The following is a 16,487-nucleotide window of genomic DNA, read 5'->3' as shown; positions in this document are numbered from 1 at the left end:
CCAAAAAAACTTGACCTTGTCACGCGTTTCGCAAAAAATCACGCGCCTACCAGCGCGAACGGTGGCTTTCCGTGACGCCCGCCAGCTGCGCCACGATGCGCTTGGGAGACTCCGCGCTGGTGCGCACCCAGCCGCTGAACGTGCCGATGGGCTGGATGTAGCGGCTGGCGGCGATCCACAGGTTCTTGTCTTCGCGCCGCGCGCCTTCCGGCTTGAAGTGCAGGTCGAGCAAATCGTCGTCCGTCCACACATGCCACGGCGCCAGCGGATTGTCGGGATTGAAATCGAAATGCGCGCGGCCCAGCGGATACAGCTGGCCATCGAGCCACAGCGCATTTTCATGCGCGCCGAAATAGCCGGCCTGCAGATTGAAACCGAGGTCCAGGCTGTGCGCCGAAGCCCAGCGCCATTCCGTCTCGCGCGCCAGCAGCCCGTTCGAATAATCGAAGCTGGCCACGCCGTCGTCCAAACTGTAGCCGACGGCGCCGCAGCGCACGGTGCCCCACAAGGGCAGGCCGCCCGACTTTTGCGTCGCATGCACGCTGCCACCCTCGCCCACAGGGCCGATGGCCAGCAGGGTGGGCGCCACGGGCGGGCCGCATTCCGCATCGATGCCGAAATGGCCGCAATCGAGCCGCAAACGGTAGCGCTGCTGGGGCTGGGCCTCGATGCTGATTTTTTGCGACAAAAAACGGAAACGGCTGCTGGCGCCCGCATGCGGCGCCACCGATGCGCACAGGCCGGGGATGCCATCCTGCGAAAAGCTGGCCACGATCTTGCCCTTGTGGCGGTCGAAGGCATACGCGAAGGCCGTGCTGGTCCAGCCCAGGTCGACGATGGCCACGCCGCAAAATACGGCCGGTGTCGACAGGGCCACGTAATGCCAGCGCTTGTGGTGGAACAGGCGCCAGAGGCCGCCGCGCGCGTACGGCGGCGCCAGCGCGGCCCAGTCGAAAGCATCCAGCTGGCCCGTGTAGCGGCCGAAACATGGCTGGCCGTCGGCGTCGAGCAGCGCGGGCGGAGCCGGCGGCAGCATCATGCGGCCTGCCTTGCGGCGGTGCCGCCGTCGTGCAGTGCCTCGGCCAGCAGCGCGCCAAAAGCGGCCGGCTGCGCCTGGGCTATCTCGACCTGCGGACACGCATGCCACAGCGCCAGGCGCCGCACGGCGCCAGCCACGTCCTGCACCAGGCGGGGGCTGACGCGCACGCCGTCTTCCAGCGCCAGCGACTTGATCTCGAAGCGCCCCTGCGCGCGGTGCGCCTTGGCGTCCAGGCGTCCCACGAGCGCGCCACGGCGCAAGATCGGCAAGGTGAAGTAGCCGTAGCGGCGTTTTTCAGCGGGCGTGTAGCATTCGAGCCGGTAGTCGAAGCCGAACAATTCCAGGGCGCGGCGGCGGTCCCAGACGACAGGGTCGAACGGCGACAATATCGTCGTCAGGGTGGGCGCCAGCTTGCCGGCGGCCGCCGCACACGCCAGTTCCGCGTGATCGGCATGCACGTACACGGCGTCCATCCAGCCATCGACCGTGCAGCGCAGCAGCGTACCCTCGTCCACCAGCGCCTGCAAATCGTGCGCCAGGCTGGCGCGCGGCTGTTTGGTGCGGAAGTAGTCGCTGATCCAGCTGGCGCGCGCCAGGCCCAGCGCCTTCACGCTGGCCAGCAGCAGGCGCCGGCGCACCTGTTCTTCCGGCGGCAGCAAGCCGTCGTGCCAGCCCGGCAGCACCCGTTCGGCCAGGTCGTAATAACGCTGGAACTGATGACGCTTGGCGATCATCAGCACGCCCGAGGTAAACAAGACTTCGAGCGAGCGCTTTTCCGGCTTCCAGCTCCACCAGCCGCCAGCCTGGCCATCCGTGCGCTCAAAATCGGCCGAGCGTGCGGCGCCGTTGGCGCGGATATGTTCGAGCACGGAAGCGACGGCTTCGCCCTGTTCGGCCATCCATTTGACGGAGTATTTCCAGCCCATGGCGGCCGGGTCCAGCATGCGGTGGCGGTACAAGCCATAGTCTTCGATGGGCACAAAGCACGCTTCATGCGCCCAGTATTCGAACAGCGCGCCCTCGGCCAGCAATTGCTCGAGCCACGGCTGCGGATAGTCGCCCAGCCGGCTCCACAGCACCAGGTACGGGCTACGCGCGACCACATGGATGGTGTCGATCTGCAGCACGCCCATCTGGCGGATGGCGGCCAGCACGTCGGCCTTCACGGCCTTTTTACGCCGCGCCTGCAGCAAGCCCTGTGCGGCCAGGTGCAAGGCGCGCGCGGCGGCCAGGGAGAGGGGCGCGAGTATCGGTGCGGCTGGCGGAATCGGCAAGGTCAGTTCTTCCTCAAAAAAAAGGGACGCGTCGGCGGCAGGCATTTCAGGAAGATACCGCATTCCCGTCGCGCGCCACGCATTTTTTCTTGAATTTTATGGCTCTGTCATCGGCAAGTAGGGGAAATGCCGGAATCTTCCCTTGGATGTCTTGTCTGACTCTGCATACTTACCCTGCAGGAGCAGATCATGCGGTCAGCCGAATGGATCACCTTGATTGCGCAGTTTGCTCGTTTGAGCAGACGCCAGCGGCAGGCAGGCATTGCCCTGCTGCATGGCAACGCGCCACACGACGCGACCGTCGCGCTGCTGGAAAATGTGGCGCAGCCGCGATTGGCCTGTCCCGCCTGCGGCTCGGCGCACCTGCACCGGCATGGTCATGTGCACGGACTGCAGCGCTACCGTTGCGTGCCCTGCGGCCGCACCTTCAACGCCTTGACGGGCACGCCGCTGGCGCACCTGCGCCACAAGACCTTGTGGCTCGATTACGCCGATTGTCTGCTGGCATCGGATTCCGTGCGCAAGGCGGCGTTACAGCTGGGCGTACACCGCAATACCACGTTTCGCTGGCGCCACCGTTTTTTGTCGTTGACAAAGACGGACCGGCCGCATGGCCGGCACGGCATCGCCGAGGCAGACGAGTTATATCTGCTGGAATCGGAAAAGGGATCCAGAAACATGACGCGTCCGCCCCGCCGCCGGGGCGGCCATGCCCATAAACGCGGCATATCGAACGAACAGGTCTGCATCCTGGTGGCGCGCGACCGTACGGGACAGACCCTCGATTTCGTCACGGGAAAAGGAGCGCTAACCAAGGCGCAGTTGCATCACTGTTTGTTGCCCGTCATCGACAAGGATGTGCTGCTGGTCACCGATGGTCATGCAGCCTATCGGGCTTCGCCAAGGAAGCGGGGATCAGCCACCAGGCCGTCAACCTGCGCGCCGGCATCCGCGTGCAGGGCGCCGCCCACGTGCAGAACGTCAACGCCTATCACAGCCGTTTGCGACAATGGATGGGGCCGTTTCACGGCGTGGCGACGCGCTACTTGCCGAACTATCTGGGATGGCGTTGGATACTCGACGCCAGGCGTATCCGTTCACCGGAAACGCTGTTGAAAGCAACGCTGGGTGCATTTCCACATCTAACGGTGACATAGCCAATTTTATTCATACCTTCGCACATTTTTAGTCACCTTGCGCACCAGCATAGTGCAAAAAACCCAGGCTATATGAACAGTTGATGACAAGCGCACGAGACTTCTTGACATGCCGTATGTGCTTCTATAACTTAAGAACAATATTGCCACACAGCAATTAAACCACTCCCCTATCTTTGCCCGCAAGGCGCTGCCGTGGCGGTGAAGCACGCGCAACACCATAGGCGGGATGCGGAGGTAGCCCGTCTGACCAATCTCGCATAACCAATAAAAACAAGGAAGATCGCATGCACACATCCCTGCTTCGGCCCCGGCAGCACCAGGCCGGCTTCATCCACTTTTCCAGGCGGCACCTGCCGCTGGCCGTGGCCCTGCTGCTGGCGGCATGCGGCGGCGGTGGCAGCGACAAGCCGGCCACGCCCGCCATGGCCCAGCACCTGCTGGCGCAGCCATCGGCCGAAACGGCACTGACGCCAGTCGCCGCCACGGCCAGCTCGGCGGAACGGGGCGACCTGTCGGCCAGCGCCGCGATCGACCGCAACGACGGCACGCGCTGGGGCAGCGCGTTCTCCGACAATGAATACCTGACCCTCGATTTCGGCATCTCGCAGCGCATCACGCGCGTGCATATCGCCTGGGAAAACGCGCACGCCAGCGCCTACCTGCTGCAGGTATCGGACGACAATACGCACTGGACCACCATCCAGAACGTCAGCGACAGCAAGGGCGGCATCGAGGACATCACGGGGTTCGACGCGCAAGGACGCTACCTGCGCATGCAGGGCGTCAAGCGCGTGGGCCAGTATGGCTACTCCATCTTTGAAATCCAGGCATTTTCGGGCACACCCGTACTGCCGCCCGTGACGCCGCCCGTCACCGAACCGCCCCCGGTCACCATCGATCCTGGCCAGCCCGGCGTGGCCATCTCGCCCGTGGCCGCCACTTCCTCTCCCGTGGAAAACAACGGCATGTCGGCCGCCATGGCGATCGACGGCAAGACGGACACGCGCTGGGCCAGCAAGTTCGAGGACGGCGCCTGGATACAGTTCGACTTCGGCGCGAAGACGCCCGTCGGCTACATGAAACTGCTGTGGGAAAACGCGTACGGCAAGCAGTACGCGCTGCAAGTGTCCGACGACGGGCAGAACTGGTCGCAAGTGCGCTACGTGAGCAATGGCCACGGCGGCACCGAGGAATTCTTCAACCTGGGCATCCATGCCCGCTACATCCGCCTGCAGGGCGTGGCGCGCGCCACGCAGTATGGCTATTCGCTGCTGGAAGTGAGCTTCAAGACGCCGGGCAGCGACAACAGCCTGCCGTCGACCGCGACGTCGGCGCTGAAATTCCCCGCCAACGGCGCCGGCTGGACACCGCTGCCCGCCGCCGCGCAGCCGCTGGAAAGCCTGCAATTCACGCTTGCCGACGGCACGCTGGTGACGCGCTTCGGCGCGCGCGGCCTGGCGCGCCATGGCCGCGAGCGGGGCGAGGAATGGAATGAGATCGGCTACGGTCCGAATGAAACGGTCGATCCCGTCACGGACCTGCCGCAGGACAAGGGCCCGGGCAACTACCTCACTTTCGTGCCGCAGTACTTCAAGAACCGCACCTGGGGCGTGGAAATCATCGACAACAGCAAGGTCCGCGGCGTCACCAAGCCTACGCTGATCGTCAACCAGTACACCACCGTCGATTTCCTGTCCGGCGGCGTGGCCTTCTTCCGCGGCTTCGACCGTCCCGGCGTGACGGGCTATGGCTGGATGTCGCCCGGCGAACTGGTGGACCGCAACGTCCCCGTCTGCAAGCCGATGGCCTATCCGGCCAACGACAGGCTGACGAACGCCAACGGCATCAACGGCGCCTGCACCTTGCTGATCAAGGAGTACCCGGGCCATGGCGGCCTCGATGCCGGCGGCATGCCGAATGGCACCGAGGTCAAGGCGCGCGCGCTGACGGCCGGCGACATCATCGAAGTGTCGCCATCGATGTTTTCCACCACCGCGTCGATGGCATCGAAAGGCGATGATGGCGGCATCCGCTACTACTCGTACGAATGGACGTATGTGGTAGGCGCGGGACTGCGGCCGTGGTATGGCGTGCAGCCGCGCCTCAATGGCGTGCCCCTGCCGGAAGAAACGCTGTCCGGCGGCCTCGGTTCCGTGTCGTATAACTACTCGGACAACGCCCTGTTCATGTTCCAGCAGCCGCACAACAACATCGGCATGCAGAACATGCAGCGCTTTGTCGAGGGCCGCCGCCTTGTGCACACCAACTTCACCACCGGTGACCACAACGAAGGCGGCAACGACCGCTACGCGCCCGCCGTCGGCCTGCAGGGACAGCGCTACGGCCAGTCGGCCTGCATCGCCTGCCACGTCAACAATGGCCGCAGCCCCGCGCCGATGGCTGTGAACCAGCGCCTCGACACGATGGCCGTGCGCGTCGCCAGCATCAATGCGGCGGGCCAGCAGGTGCCGCACCCGCAATACGGCACGGCGATCCAGATGAATGCCGTGTCGCCGTCCGGCGCGCCGCAAAACTGGGGCAACAGCGTCAGCGTGGGTGGTTTTACGACACGCAAGACTACCCTGGCCGATGGCACGCAGGTCGAACTGCGCAAGCCGACCTTGGCCTTCGAAGGCCCCGTGCCGCAAATCGTCTCTCTGCGCGCGGCGCCGCCGATGATCGGCACGGGCTTGCTGGAAGCCGTGCCGGAAGCCGACATCCTGGCGCGCGCACGCAGCACGCCGGATGCCGACGGCGTCATGGGCCTGCCCAACTATGTGTATGAACCGGAGACGGGCGCCGTGCGCCTGGGCCGCTTCGGCTGGAAGGCCGCGAAAGCCACCTTGCGCCACCAGGCCGCCGACGCACTGCTGCTGGACATGGCCGTCACCTCGCCCGTGTACCGCAACCGCGCCTGCATGGCGGGGCCGGCAGCCTGCGCGGCGGGAGGCGCCCAGCCGGGCATCTCGGAAGCGGACCTGCAGTCGATCACGCAATACCTGGCCCTGGTGGCCGTGCCGGCACAGCGCAGCATCGCCAGCGGCTTCCCGAAAGGCGTGGCGCCGATCGAGGAACTCAAGGTCGACCCGCAGCAGGTGGCCGCCGGTTCGAAGCTGTTCCAGGGCATGCGCTGCGCCGCCTGCCACACGGTGGAAATGAAGACGGGCGCGGGACATCTGTTTGCGGAACTGCGCAACCAGACCATTCGCCCGTACACCGACCTGCTGCTGCACGACATGGGCCCCGAACTGGCCGACACCTTCACGGAAGGACAGGCGCAAGGCAGCATGTGGCGCACGGCGCCCCTGTGGGGCATCGGCTACACGGAAAAAGTCATGGGCAATGGCGGCAAGGCTGGCTACCTGCATGACGGCCGCGCGCGCAGCCTAACGGAAGCGATCCTGTGGCACGGCGGCGAAGGGACCAAGGCGCGCCAGCGTTTCGAGAATCTGTCGAAGACGGACCGCGAGACGCTGCTGGCTTTCCTGAAGTCGCTGTAAGCATGTGAAGCACCGCTGGCGGGGCCGTCATGGAAACACGACCGTCACCGCCAGCCCCCTGCCCTGCAGCCCTTCGCCAAGGATGATGTACGCGCCATGCCGTTCGGCGATGCGGCGCACGATGGACAGTCCCAGGCCGCTGCCGGGCAGCGCTGTGCTCCCAAGGCGCACGAAGCGTTCGAACACGCGCTCATGCAGATCTTCGGCGATGCCGGGCCCCGTGTCAGCCACGCGCACATAGCTGCGCCCCGCTTCCACGCCGCAGCTGACGGCCACAAAGCCCGGCGCAGGCGTATAGCGCAGCGCATTCTCGACCAGGTTACGCAGCAGCAGCTGCAGGCTGTCCGCATGCAGCGCGCACGGCGCCGGCGCCATGTTCACGCTCAGCGACAGTCCGTACGGCGCGGCCAGCGCCTTCCATTGGGCGCCCTGCTGCGCCAGCAGGTGCGCCAGGTCGCCCGGCGCCAGCGCCAGTACAGTATCCTGCGCCTGCGACTGCGGATCGAGCTGCGCCAGCGCCAGCAACTGGTTGACGAGGCGCGTGGCGCGCTCCACGCTGGCGCCTAGGGCGGCGATGAATTCCTCGCGTTCGTCCGCGCTGCGGGCCCGCTGCAGCACTTGCAGATTGGTCTTGATGGCGGCCAGCGGCGTGCGCAGCTCGTGCGCCGCATCGGCCGTGAAGCGCTGCTCGTTGTCGCGGCTTTGCCGCACCCTGCCGAACAGGCGGTTTATTTCCAGCAGCAGCGGATGCAGTTCGGCGGGCGCGCCCGCCAGCCTGACGTCGGCCAGTTCATCGGGCGTGCGCGCCGACACTTCATCGGCCGACGCCTGCAGCACGCGAAACACGCGGTGGATGCTCCACCAGATGGCGATCGTGGCCAGCGCCACCAGCAGCAGGCCGAACAGCGCGATGCGGTAAAAGAAGCCGCGGCTGATGTCGTCGCGGTGGCTGGTCGGCTCGGCCACCAGCAGTTGCAAAGTGCGCTGCGGGTCCCACAGCGAAAACAACCGCCAGCGCTGGCCGCCGATGCTGGTCCAGGACAGGCCGTCCGGCGCGCTGCGCGACAGGGCGATATCGGACGCCGCGTCATTGCGGTACAGCACGCGCTGCTGCGCGTCGCGCACCTTGAACAGCAAATACTGATGGGGATTCGGATGGCCGCGCAGCGGCACGTCGATCGGCCCCGTCAAGCCGTGTTTGCGCGCATCCTTTTCCACCAGCGACAGCAGCAGATGACCCGTCTCGATCAGCGACTGGTCGAACAATTCCTGGCTTTCACGGCGCGCTTCCACGTACACGATGGCGGCGCTGCCCACCCACAGGGCCAGAGTCAGGCCCAGCAGCACGGCCAGCAGGGTGCGCCGCAAGGACCAGGTTTTCACGCCGCCGCCAGCCGTTAAGAATCTCTTAAGAACTTCTGCGCAAGATCCGGAGCGAAATATTTTTTGGGATGCCATGTCCGCAATTGTAAATGATTCTTATTGCCTCAATGATTCCCATTAGCTTGCACAGCAACACACACCAATAACTCATCCACCATCAGGAGTTTGCATGTCCAACAGCACCCGCCGCGCGCCCCTGCCGCGTCCCACCACCCTGGCCCTGGCCGTGGCCGCCCTGTCCTGCCTGCCGGCGCACGCCCAGACGGGCGCGCCTGCCAGCATGCCGGAAGTGGTGGTCTCCGCTTCCGGTTTCGAGCAGGACATCAAGCAGGCGCCCGCCTCGATCACGGTGCTGACGCGCCAGGAACTGTCGAAGGAACGCTTCGGCAACCTGACGCAGGCGCTGGAAAGCGTGGAAGGCATCGACGTGGGCGCGGCGGGCGACAAGACGGGTGGCATGAACATCAGCATCCGCGGCATGCCCAGCGACTACACCTTGGTGCTGATTGACGGGCGCCGCCAGAACGCGGCCGGCAACGTCACGCCGAACGGCTTCGGCGGCACGCAGACGAGCTTCATGCCGCCGCTGGCCGCCATCGAGCGCATCGAGATCATCCGCGGCCCCATGTCGACCCTGTACGGCTCGGACGCCATGGGCGGCGTGATCAACATCATCACGCGCAAGGTGGGCAAGCAGTGGATGGGCTCCGTCTCGGCCGACTACACCGTGCAGCAGGAATCGGACTTCGGCGACGTCAAGGCCGGCCGCTTCTACCTGAGCGGCCCCATCGCCACCGACCTGCTGGGCCTGTCCCTGCGCGGCAGCAAGCAGCGCCGCGATGCGGCCGACATCCGCTACAACGACGGTACCGGTACGGAAGTCGTGCCGAACATGGGCGCCAACCCCGTGCGCGCGGACATTGAAAACTTTGGCGCGCGCCTGGCCTTCACGCCGAACCGCTACCACACCGTCATCCTCGACGCGGACGCAGGCCGCCAGACCTACGACAATTCGAAGAAACAGCTGGGCACCCTGGGCTTGCAGGGCGGCTACGGTCCCGAGCAGAAATACAACCGCGACCAGTGGACCCTGTCGCACACGGGCCGCTTCGGCTTCGGCACCCTGGACAGCAGCTACATGGTGAACAAGACGGAGACCCTGGGCCGCACGATTCCGCCAGGCACGCCCGGCGCCGTGGCCGGCAGCGCACGCACGCTGGAAGTGGAAAGCCAGGTGTTCGACACCAAGCTGGTCATGCCATTAGGCAAGCACATGGCGACCGTCGGCGCGCAATGGTGGAAGGCGGAAATGACGGACGGCGTGGCGCCGAAGAAATTCGAATTCACGCAAAAAGCCCTGTTCGTGGAAGACGAATGGCAAGTGCTGGAGAACGTCGCGCTGACCTTCGGCGCCCGTTATGACGATCACAGCATCTTCGGCGGCCAGACCAGCCCCCGCGCGTATGCCGTGTGGAACGCGACGCCGAGCTGGACCGTCAAAGGCGGCATCAGCAAGGGCTACAAGACGCCGCGCGTGGAGCAACTGTCGCCAGGCATCAACGGTTTCGGCGGCCAGGGCACGATCCCCCTCGTCGGCAGCCCGGACTTGAAGCCGGAAACGAGCACGACGACGGAAATCGGCGCCTACTTCGACAACCTGGCCGGCTGGACGGCCAGCGGCTCCCTGTTCAACAACGAATTCAAGGACAAGATCACGACGGGCACCGGTCTCGTCAACTGCGACTACCGTCCGTCGCCGAACCGTCCAGGCTGCGTCAGCTTCGGCAACTGGCCCAACGTCGATGCGTTTGGCCAGTCCGTCAACGTGGATGAGGCCGTCACACGCGGCGTCGAGCTGAACACGCGCTTCCCGCTGGGCAAGACCTTGTCGGCCAGCGCCAACTACACGTACACGGAAAGCGAACAGAAGAGTGGCAGCAACGCGGGCAAGCCGCTGAGCGACACGCCAAAGCACGCCGTCAATGCGCGCCTCTCGTGGGATATCTCGCGCGAATGGAATGGCTGGCTGCGCGCCGAGTACCGCAGCGAGCGCTTCCGCGATCCGGGCACCTCGGCTTCCACGCGCGCCGCCAAGGCCGCGCTGGGCGACTACAAGGGCTACACCATGCTGCACCTGGGCACCAGCTACCAGCTGAACAAGCGCGTGACATTGAACGCGGCCGTGTACAACCTGCTCAACAAGGACTTCATCGATTACCAGCCGTACCGTGGTTCGTCGGCGCCGACCTTGACCTACGCCAACCGCTATGTCAACAGCCTGGACGGACGCCGCCTGTGGCTGTCGGCCACCGTCGATTTCTGATGAGTTGATGGCTGACCAGCCATAGAGCACAACGGGCTGCCTCAGGGCGGCCCGTTTTCTTTGTCAGGCCGCTTTCGGCTTGTCGATGCAATAACCGATCGCATGCACGGTGCGTATCAAGTCCCGCCCCAGCTTCTTGCGCAGGTGGTGGATGTGCACTTGCACGGCATTGCTTTCCACTTCGCCGCCCCAGCTGTACAGGTTTTTCTCCAGCTGTTCCCGGCTCAGCACGCGCCCGCCATGTTCCAGCAGCAGTTGCAGGATGCGAAATTCCTTCACCGTCAGGGTCACGGGCAAGCCTCCCTGCGTCACTTGCCGGTCCGCGATATCGACCACGAGGTCGCCGTGCACGAGGTGCTCGCGCAGGCGGCCGGCGGCGCGGCGGCAGGCGCTGCGGATGCGCGCGGCCAGCTCGTCGAGGTCGAACGGTTTGACGATGAAGTCGTCGGCGCCCGCGTCGAGGCCGGCGATGCGCTCGCCCACCGTGTCGCGCGCCGTGACGACCAGCACGGCGCCGCTGTAGCCGTTATCGCGCAACACGCCCAGCGCCTGCATGCCGTCCTGCCCGGGCAAGCCCAGGTCGAGCAGGATGCAGCCATAGTCGTGCAGGCGCACGGCCGTGTGCGCGTGTTCGGCGCTCGTGACCCAGTCGACGGCATAGCCGCCCTGCTCCAGGCCGATCTGCGTGGCGCGGCCCAGCTGCGGGTCGTCTTCGGTCAGCAAGATGCGCATGGCGAAGCGGCGCGGCCCGCTCAGTCCTTTTTCTTGATCAGGCCCGCCAGCGCGGCAAACGGATTGTGCGTGGCCGGCGCCACCTCGGCCGACAGCAGGCCGGCGCCACGGTCCGCTTCCAGGTAGCGCGAGTGCTCATTGTCGTGGCAATACAGGCACAGCAGTTCCCAGTTGCTGCCATCGGGCGGATTGTTGTCGTGGTTGTGGTCGCGGTGGTGCACGGTCAGCTGCTGCACGTTGGCACGCGTAAATTCGCGCATGCAGCGGCCGCAGACCCACGGGTACATCTTCAGCGAGCGCTCGCGGTAGCCGCTCTCGCGCTGGTCGGCGGCGCGGCGCGCTTCGGCCACGATCTTGTCCAGCCGTGCCGCATCGGGCTTTTTACTCTGCATGACAACTTTCGATATGGGAGGTAGAAGCATCCATTTTAATGAGGATGGGGGCGCAATTGTACTTTTTCTGCCACGCCGCCAGCCCGTGTCGCCACCGGCGCACCTTTTTTAGCGTGCGCGGCACCACAGATACTTGATTTAACGCAAAATAAGCCCAGCGACAGACCGCGAACAGACGATGGGCGTGGCGGCGACGGGCTTATGCGCAAGGCAGCCGATTTCGGCTATCATGCGCGCCACGCCGCCCCTCCCTTTTTCCATGAATCTAGCCTGCAAGCGCCCGTGATAGCGATAACGAGACCCCTGCAACGCCTTGCCCGCCGCCTGTACCGCATCAGTCTGGTGCCCCTGTTCGCGCTCATCCTGCTGCTGGCGCTGTGGGCGGCCGTCTACTATCAGGTGGGCCAAGAGCGGGCCAGCGCCGTGCGCGACGCCGTGGCCGCGAGCCAGTCGCTGGCGCGTACCCTGGCCGACCATACCAGTTTCACGCTGCGCCAGACCGACCATGCCACGCAATTGTTCAAGCTCAAATACGAGGAAACGGACGGCGGCCTGCGCCTCAATGAATTCACGCGCCGCCAGGGCCTGCTCGACAGCGTGCTGCCATCGAAGCTGGAACTGCCGATCGCCCTCATCGACGCGCAGGGCAACGTCATCGACAGCGCCCACGCCTATCTGCCGGAAAACCTGGCCGCGCAGCCATTTTTCAGGGCGCTGGCCGCCAATGCATCCGACACGGTTTTGGTCGACACACCGATGCTCGACGCGGACGGCAAGCGCTGGACCATCCGCCTGGCGCGCCGCCTGAACGATGCGCGGGGCCGCTTTGCCGGCGCCATCGTCATCCACGTCGACCCAACGTATTTTGTCGACGACTACGACCGCCTGAACCTCGACGAGCATGGCGCGCTGATGCTGGTGGCGCGCGACAGCGGCCTGACGGTGGGCCGCATCGGCGAGCAATTGATCCTCAGCGACCGCATCGACTTCCGCATGCCGGGTCCGCCGCGGCACGCCCCCGAGGAACTGCTGATCGAGCCGCCCGTCGACGCGACGCCGCGCATCTACAGCTACCGCGAGCTGCCGCGCTACCCGCTGCTGGCCGTGGTGGGCGTGAGCCGCGCCGTTGCCCTGGCCCGCTTTGAACACCGCCGCCTGTTGTATGTGGGCGCGCTGCTCGCCGCCAGCGTGCTCATTGCCGGCTTTACGGCCCTGCTGATGCGCCAGAGCGCGCGCCTGCGCCGCAGCATCCGCCAGGCCACGGAAACGCAGGCGCTGCTGCGCGCGGCGCACCACGGCAGCCTCGACTCGGTGCTGCTGCTGAAAGCCTGGCGCCCCGCCCCGGGCAAACCGGTGGAAGACTTCATTTTCGCCGACATCAACGAGCGGGCCGCCGACATGCTGGGCAAGCCGCGCTCCGAACTGCTGGGCCAGCGCGTGCTGCAGCACATGCCGCTGCTGCGCGGCGAGCGTTTCTTCCAGCGCTTCGTGCTGGTGATGGAAACGCGCCAGCCGCTGGAAGATGAATTCGAGCTGACCCTGGCCTCGGGCGCCACGCGCTGGCTGCGCCACCAGGTGGTGCCGATCACCGACGGCGTGGCCGTCACCTCGCGCGACATCAGCGCGCGCAAGCACGACGAACTGGCGCTGCAGGACAACCGCAGCTTCCTGCAGTCGCTGATCGACCATCTGCCCGTGCTGGTCTACGTGAAAAGCGCACGGCCGGAAAACTTCGGCCAGATGGAAGTGTGGAACAAGGCGGCCGAGGACATCACCGGCCACCTGGCCGCCGACGTCATCGGCAAGACCGATTGCCAGGCCTTCCCGCCCGACTTCGGCCTGCACGACGCCGAGGACGACCGCGCCATCCTCGCCGAGCACGGCGTCATCGACCATACGGAAAAGCCGCTGCGCCTGGCGGACGGCAGCCTGCGCTACCTGCGCGCCGTCTCCGTGCCCGTGTTCGACGAGCGCCAGCAGATCGAACATATCCTGTGCATCGCCGAGGATATCTCGCAGCGCCGCCAGCAAGAGCTGGAACTGCGCCAGAAACAGGCCGAACTGGCCGCCGTCAACGACGCCTCGCCGCTGGGCCTCGTGCGCCTGGACCGCCAGCGCCGCTGCACCTATGTCAACCGCACCTTCGAATCGATCACGGGCTTGCCGCGCGCGGCCGCCCTGGGCGCCGGCTGGACCAGCGCCCTGCACCCGGACGACTATCCGCTGATGCACGTGGCGCTGGAACAGCTGACGCGCAGCCATGCGCCATTCCAGTCCACCTTGCGCTGCCTGCAGCGCGACGGCCGGCTGGTCTGGGTCTCCGTCAAAATTGCCCCCATCCTCATCGACGGCAAGATCGAAGGCTACGTGGGAACCCTGGACGACATCACCACCTTGCGCGAATCGGAAGTGGCGCTGCTGGAAAGCGAAGCGCGCCTGCGCACCATCGCCGACACCTTGCCAGCCATGATCGCCTACATCGACGCCGACCAGGTCTACCGCTTCCTGAACATCGCCTATGAACGCGAATTCGGCCTGACGGGCCGCCAGGCGCTGGGCAAGCGCGTGCGCGACACGGTGGGCGAAGCGCGCTACCGCACGGTGGCGCCGTATATCGAAAGAGTGCTGGCCGGCGAAACCCTGAGCTTCGAGGAAGAAGACGAGAAGGAAGGCATCGAGCGCTGCCTGGAAGTGATCTACATCCCGCAGATCGGCGAAGACAAGCTGCAGGTGGTGGGCTTTCACGTGATGCGCCAAGATATCACCGTGCAAAAGCGCGAAAAACAGCGCCTGCTGAAGCTGGCCCAGGTCGATGCGCTCACAGGCCTGTCGAACCGCGCCGGCTTCCAGCAAAAACTCAGCGACGCCATGCACGCGAGCCGCCAGCAGCAGCACCTGATGGCCGTCATGTACATGGATATCGACCGCTTCAAGCCCGTCAACGACACGCACGGCCACGGCACCGGCGACGCCCTGCTGCGCGCCTTCGCCCAGCGCCTGACGCACACCATGCGCGCCACCGACATCATCGCCCGCCTGGGCGGCGATGAATTCACCATCATCATGGAACAGATCACCCGCCCCGACGACGCGGCCGTGCTGGCGGAAAAAATCGTCGCCGCCATGCAGCAGCCGTTCGAACTCGACGGCATCACCGTGCGCATTTCCGCCAGCATCGGCCTGGCCTTCTACCGCGACGAAGACATTTCCCCCGCCGTGCTGCTGCAGCGCGCCGACGTGCTGCTGTACAAGGCCAAGCAGGATGGACGCAATACATACAGAGCTGGCGCATTGACGGCTTGATGGCTGAGGGCAAGCCCAACTGAAGGCTGGGGTCAGTCGCTTCGCGATCGGCAAGTTCCCTACCAGGAAACATGCCCCCAACGGGTCTGACCCCTATCATTCCTGCTATATTGGCGCCTGTCCTCCCTACCGTTGCCACACCATGCGCCTGCTGCACACTTCCGACTGGCATCTGGGCCAGACCCTGCACAATTTTGAAAGGGGCTACGAACACCAGCGCTTCCTCGACTGGCTGCTCGACACGCTCGTGACGGAGCAAGTCGACGTGCTGCTGGTGGCGGGCGACGTATTCGACAACGCCAACCCGTCGGCCGCCTCGCAAAAGCAGTTATATGTCTTCCTGCAACAGGCGCGCGCGCGCCTGCCCGCGCTGCAACTGGTCGTCGTGGCCGGCAACCACGATTCGGCGGGACGGCTCGAAGCGCCCGGCCCCCTGCTGGCCGCGCATGGCACCCACGTAATCGGCCATCTGCTGCGCGACGAGGCAGGCAATATCGACCTGGAACGCCTGCTGCTGCCGCTCGCCGGCGGCGACGGGCAAGTGCAGGCCTGGTGCCTGGCCGTGCCCTTTTTGCGTCCCGGCGACGTGCCGAAACTGCCGGCCGGCGACACGCAGGACGCCTACCTGGGTGGCATCGCCCTGCTGTACCGCCAACTGGCGGACCTGGCGCTGGCGCGCCGCCAGCCCGGGCAAGCCATCGTCGCCATGGGCCACTGCCACATGGTGGGTGGCGAAATGTCGAACGACTCCGAGCGCCGCATCGTCATCGGCGGCACGGAAATGCTGCCGTCGGGGATCTTCGATACCGCCATCGCCTATGCGGCGCTGGGCCATCTGCACAAGGCGCAGGCCGTGGGCGGTCAGGAGCACATCCGCTACTGCGGCAGCCCGATTCCCCTGTCGTTCGCGGAGGTGAATTATCGGCATCAGGTGCTGTGCCTCGATATCGATGGCGAGCAGTTGACTGAGGTGCGCGTCATCGAAGTGCCGCGCGCCGTGCCCTTGCTGCGCGTGCCCGCCACGCCGGCGCCCATCAACGAAGTGCTGGTGCAGCTGGCCGCCCTCGACGTGCCTGCGGCGCCAGCGGAAGCGCAGCCCTTCCTGGAAGTACGCGTGCGCCTCGATGCGCCGGAACCGGGCCTGCGCACGCGCATCGAAACGGCGCTCGACGGCAAGCACGTGCGCCTGGCGAAGATCGAAACGTCGAGCGCGGCACGCAGCAGCGCGCCCGAGAACCTGACGCTCGACCAGTTGGCACAGCTGCAGCCCGACGACATCTTCCGCCGCCTGTACCTGCAAAAATACGGCAAGGAAGCGCCCCCCGAACAACTGTCGGCCCTGGCCGAACTGCTGCTGCCCGGCGCGTGAGCGCAACTGAAG

General features: G+C 65.7%; 9 protein-coding genes and 1 pseudogene. 5 read left to right on the top strand and 5 right to left on the bottom strand.

Annotated elements, in window-relative coordinates:
- Positions 1 to 46: 46 nt before the first annotated feature.
- Both V3C40_RS13395 and V3C40_RS13390 read right to left on the bottom strand, forming a co-directional pair.
- Positions 47 to 1,039, bottom strand: coding sequence for a DUF2804 domain-containing protein (locus V3C40_RS13395; RefSeq protein WP_331777684.1), 993 nt, complete (start codon positions 1,037 to 1,039; stop codon positions 47 to 49).
- Entirely contained in the window at positions 1,036 to 2,313 is a 1,278-nt protein-coding gene (locus tag V3C40_RS13390; protein WP_331777683.1) for a winged helix-turn-helix domain-containing protein, read from the bottom strand. The genes V3C40_RS13395 and V3C40_RS13390 overlap by 4 nt, the downstream gene beginning before the upstream one ends.
- Positions 2,314 to 2,502: 189 nt before the next feature.
- Between V3C40_RS13390 and V3C40_RS13385 the strand changes: the two are divergent.
- Positions 2,503 to 3,470, top strand: a pseudogene (locus tag V3C40_RS13385) (IS1595 family transposase).
- Between the two features lie 287 nt (positions 3,471 to 3,757).
- The gene (locus V3C40_RS13380) at positions 3,758 to 6,973 is read left to right on the top strand and encodes a di-heme oxidoredictase family protein (protein ID WP_331777682.1); all 3,216 of its coding nucleotides are present in this window, start codon (positions 3,758 to 3,760) and stop codon (positions 6,971 to 6,973) included.
- Between the two features lie 27 nt (positions 6,974 to 7,000).
- Here the strand turns inward: V3C40_RS13380 and V3C40_RS13375 are convergent, their stop codons facing one another.
- Positions 7,001 to 8,356: a sensor histidine kinase gene (locus V3C40_RS13375; RefSeq protein ID WP_331777681.1), complete on the bottom strand. Its 1,356-nt coding sequence runs from the start codon at positions 8,354 to 8,356 to the stop codon at positions 7,001 to 7,003.
- 169 nt (positions 8,357 to 8,525) lie between these two features.
- Between V3C40_RS13375 and V3C40_RS13370 the strand changes: the two genes are divergently transcribed.
- Positions 8,526 to 10,679: a TonB-dependent receptor domain-containing protein gene (locus V3C40_RS13370; RefSeq protein WP_331777680.1), complete on the top strand. Its 2,154-nt coding sequence runs from the start codon at positions 8,526 to 8,528 to the stop codon at positions 10,677 to 10,679.
- Positions 10,680 to 10,742: 63 nt separating this feature from the next.
- Here V3C40_RS13370 and V3C40_RS13365 read toward each other — a convergent pair whose 3' ends face one another.
- Both V3C40_RS13365 and V3C40_RS13360 read right to left on the bottom strand, forming a co-directional pair.
- Positions 10,743 to 11,411, bottom strand: a complete 669-nt coding sequence (locus V3C40_RS13365) for a response regulator (RefSeq protein ID WP_331777679.1) — start codon at positions 11,409 to 11,411, stop codon at positions 10,743 to 10,745.
- A 20-nt stretch (positions 11,412 to 11,431) separates the two neighbouring features.
- Complete coding sequence (locus V3C40_RS13360; protein WP_034755042.1) at positions 11,432 to 11,803, bottom strand: YajD family HNH nuclease; 372 nt, start codon at positions 11,801 to 11,803, stop codon at positions 11,432 to 11,434.
- A 282-nt stretch (positions 11,804 to 12,085) separates the two neighbouring features.
- Between V3C40_RS13360 and V3C40_RS13355 the strand changes: the two genes are divergently transcribed.
- The gene (locus V3C40_RS13355) at positions 12,086 to 15,106 is read left to right on the top strand and encodes a PAS domain-containing protein (protein WP_331777678.1); all 3,021 of its coding nucleotides are present in this window, start codon (positions 12,086 to 12,088) and stop codon (positions 15,104 to 15,106) included.
- Between the two features lie 142 nt (positions 15,107 to 15,248).
- Positions 15,249 to 16,475: an exonuclease SbcCD subunit D C-terminal domain-containing protein gene (locus V3C40_RS13350; protein WP_331777677.1), complete on the top strand. Its 1,227-nt coding sequence runs from the start codon at positions 15,249 to 15,251 to the stop codon at positions 16,473 to 16,475.
- Positions 16,476 to 16,487: the final 12 nt, after the last annotated feature.

It is taken from the genome of Janthinobacterium sp. LS2A, assembly GCF_036543145.1.
In the GTDB taxonomy this organism is placed as follows: domain Bacteria; phylum Pseudomonadota; class Gammaproteobacteria; order Burkholderiales; family Burkholderiaceae_D; genus Janthinobacterium; species Janthinobacterium aestuarii.
This window is presented reverse-complemented; position numbering and strand designations above follow the sequence as displayed.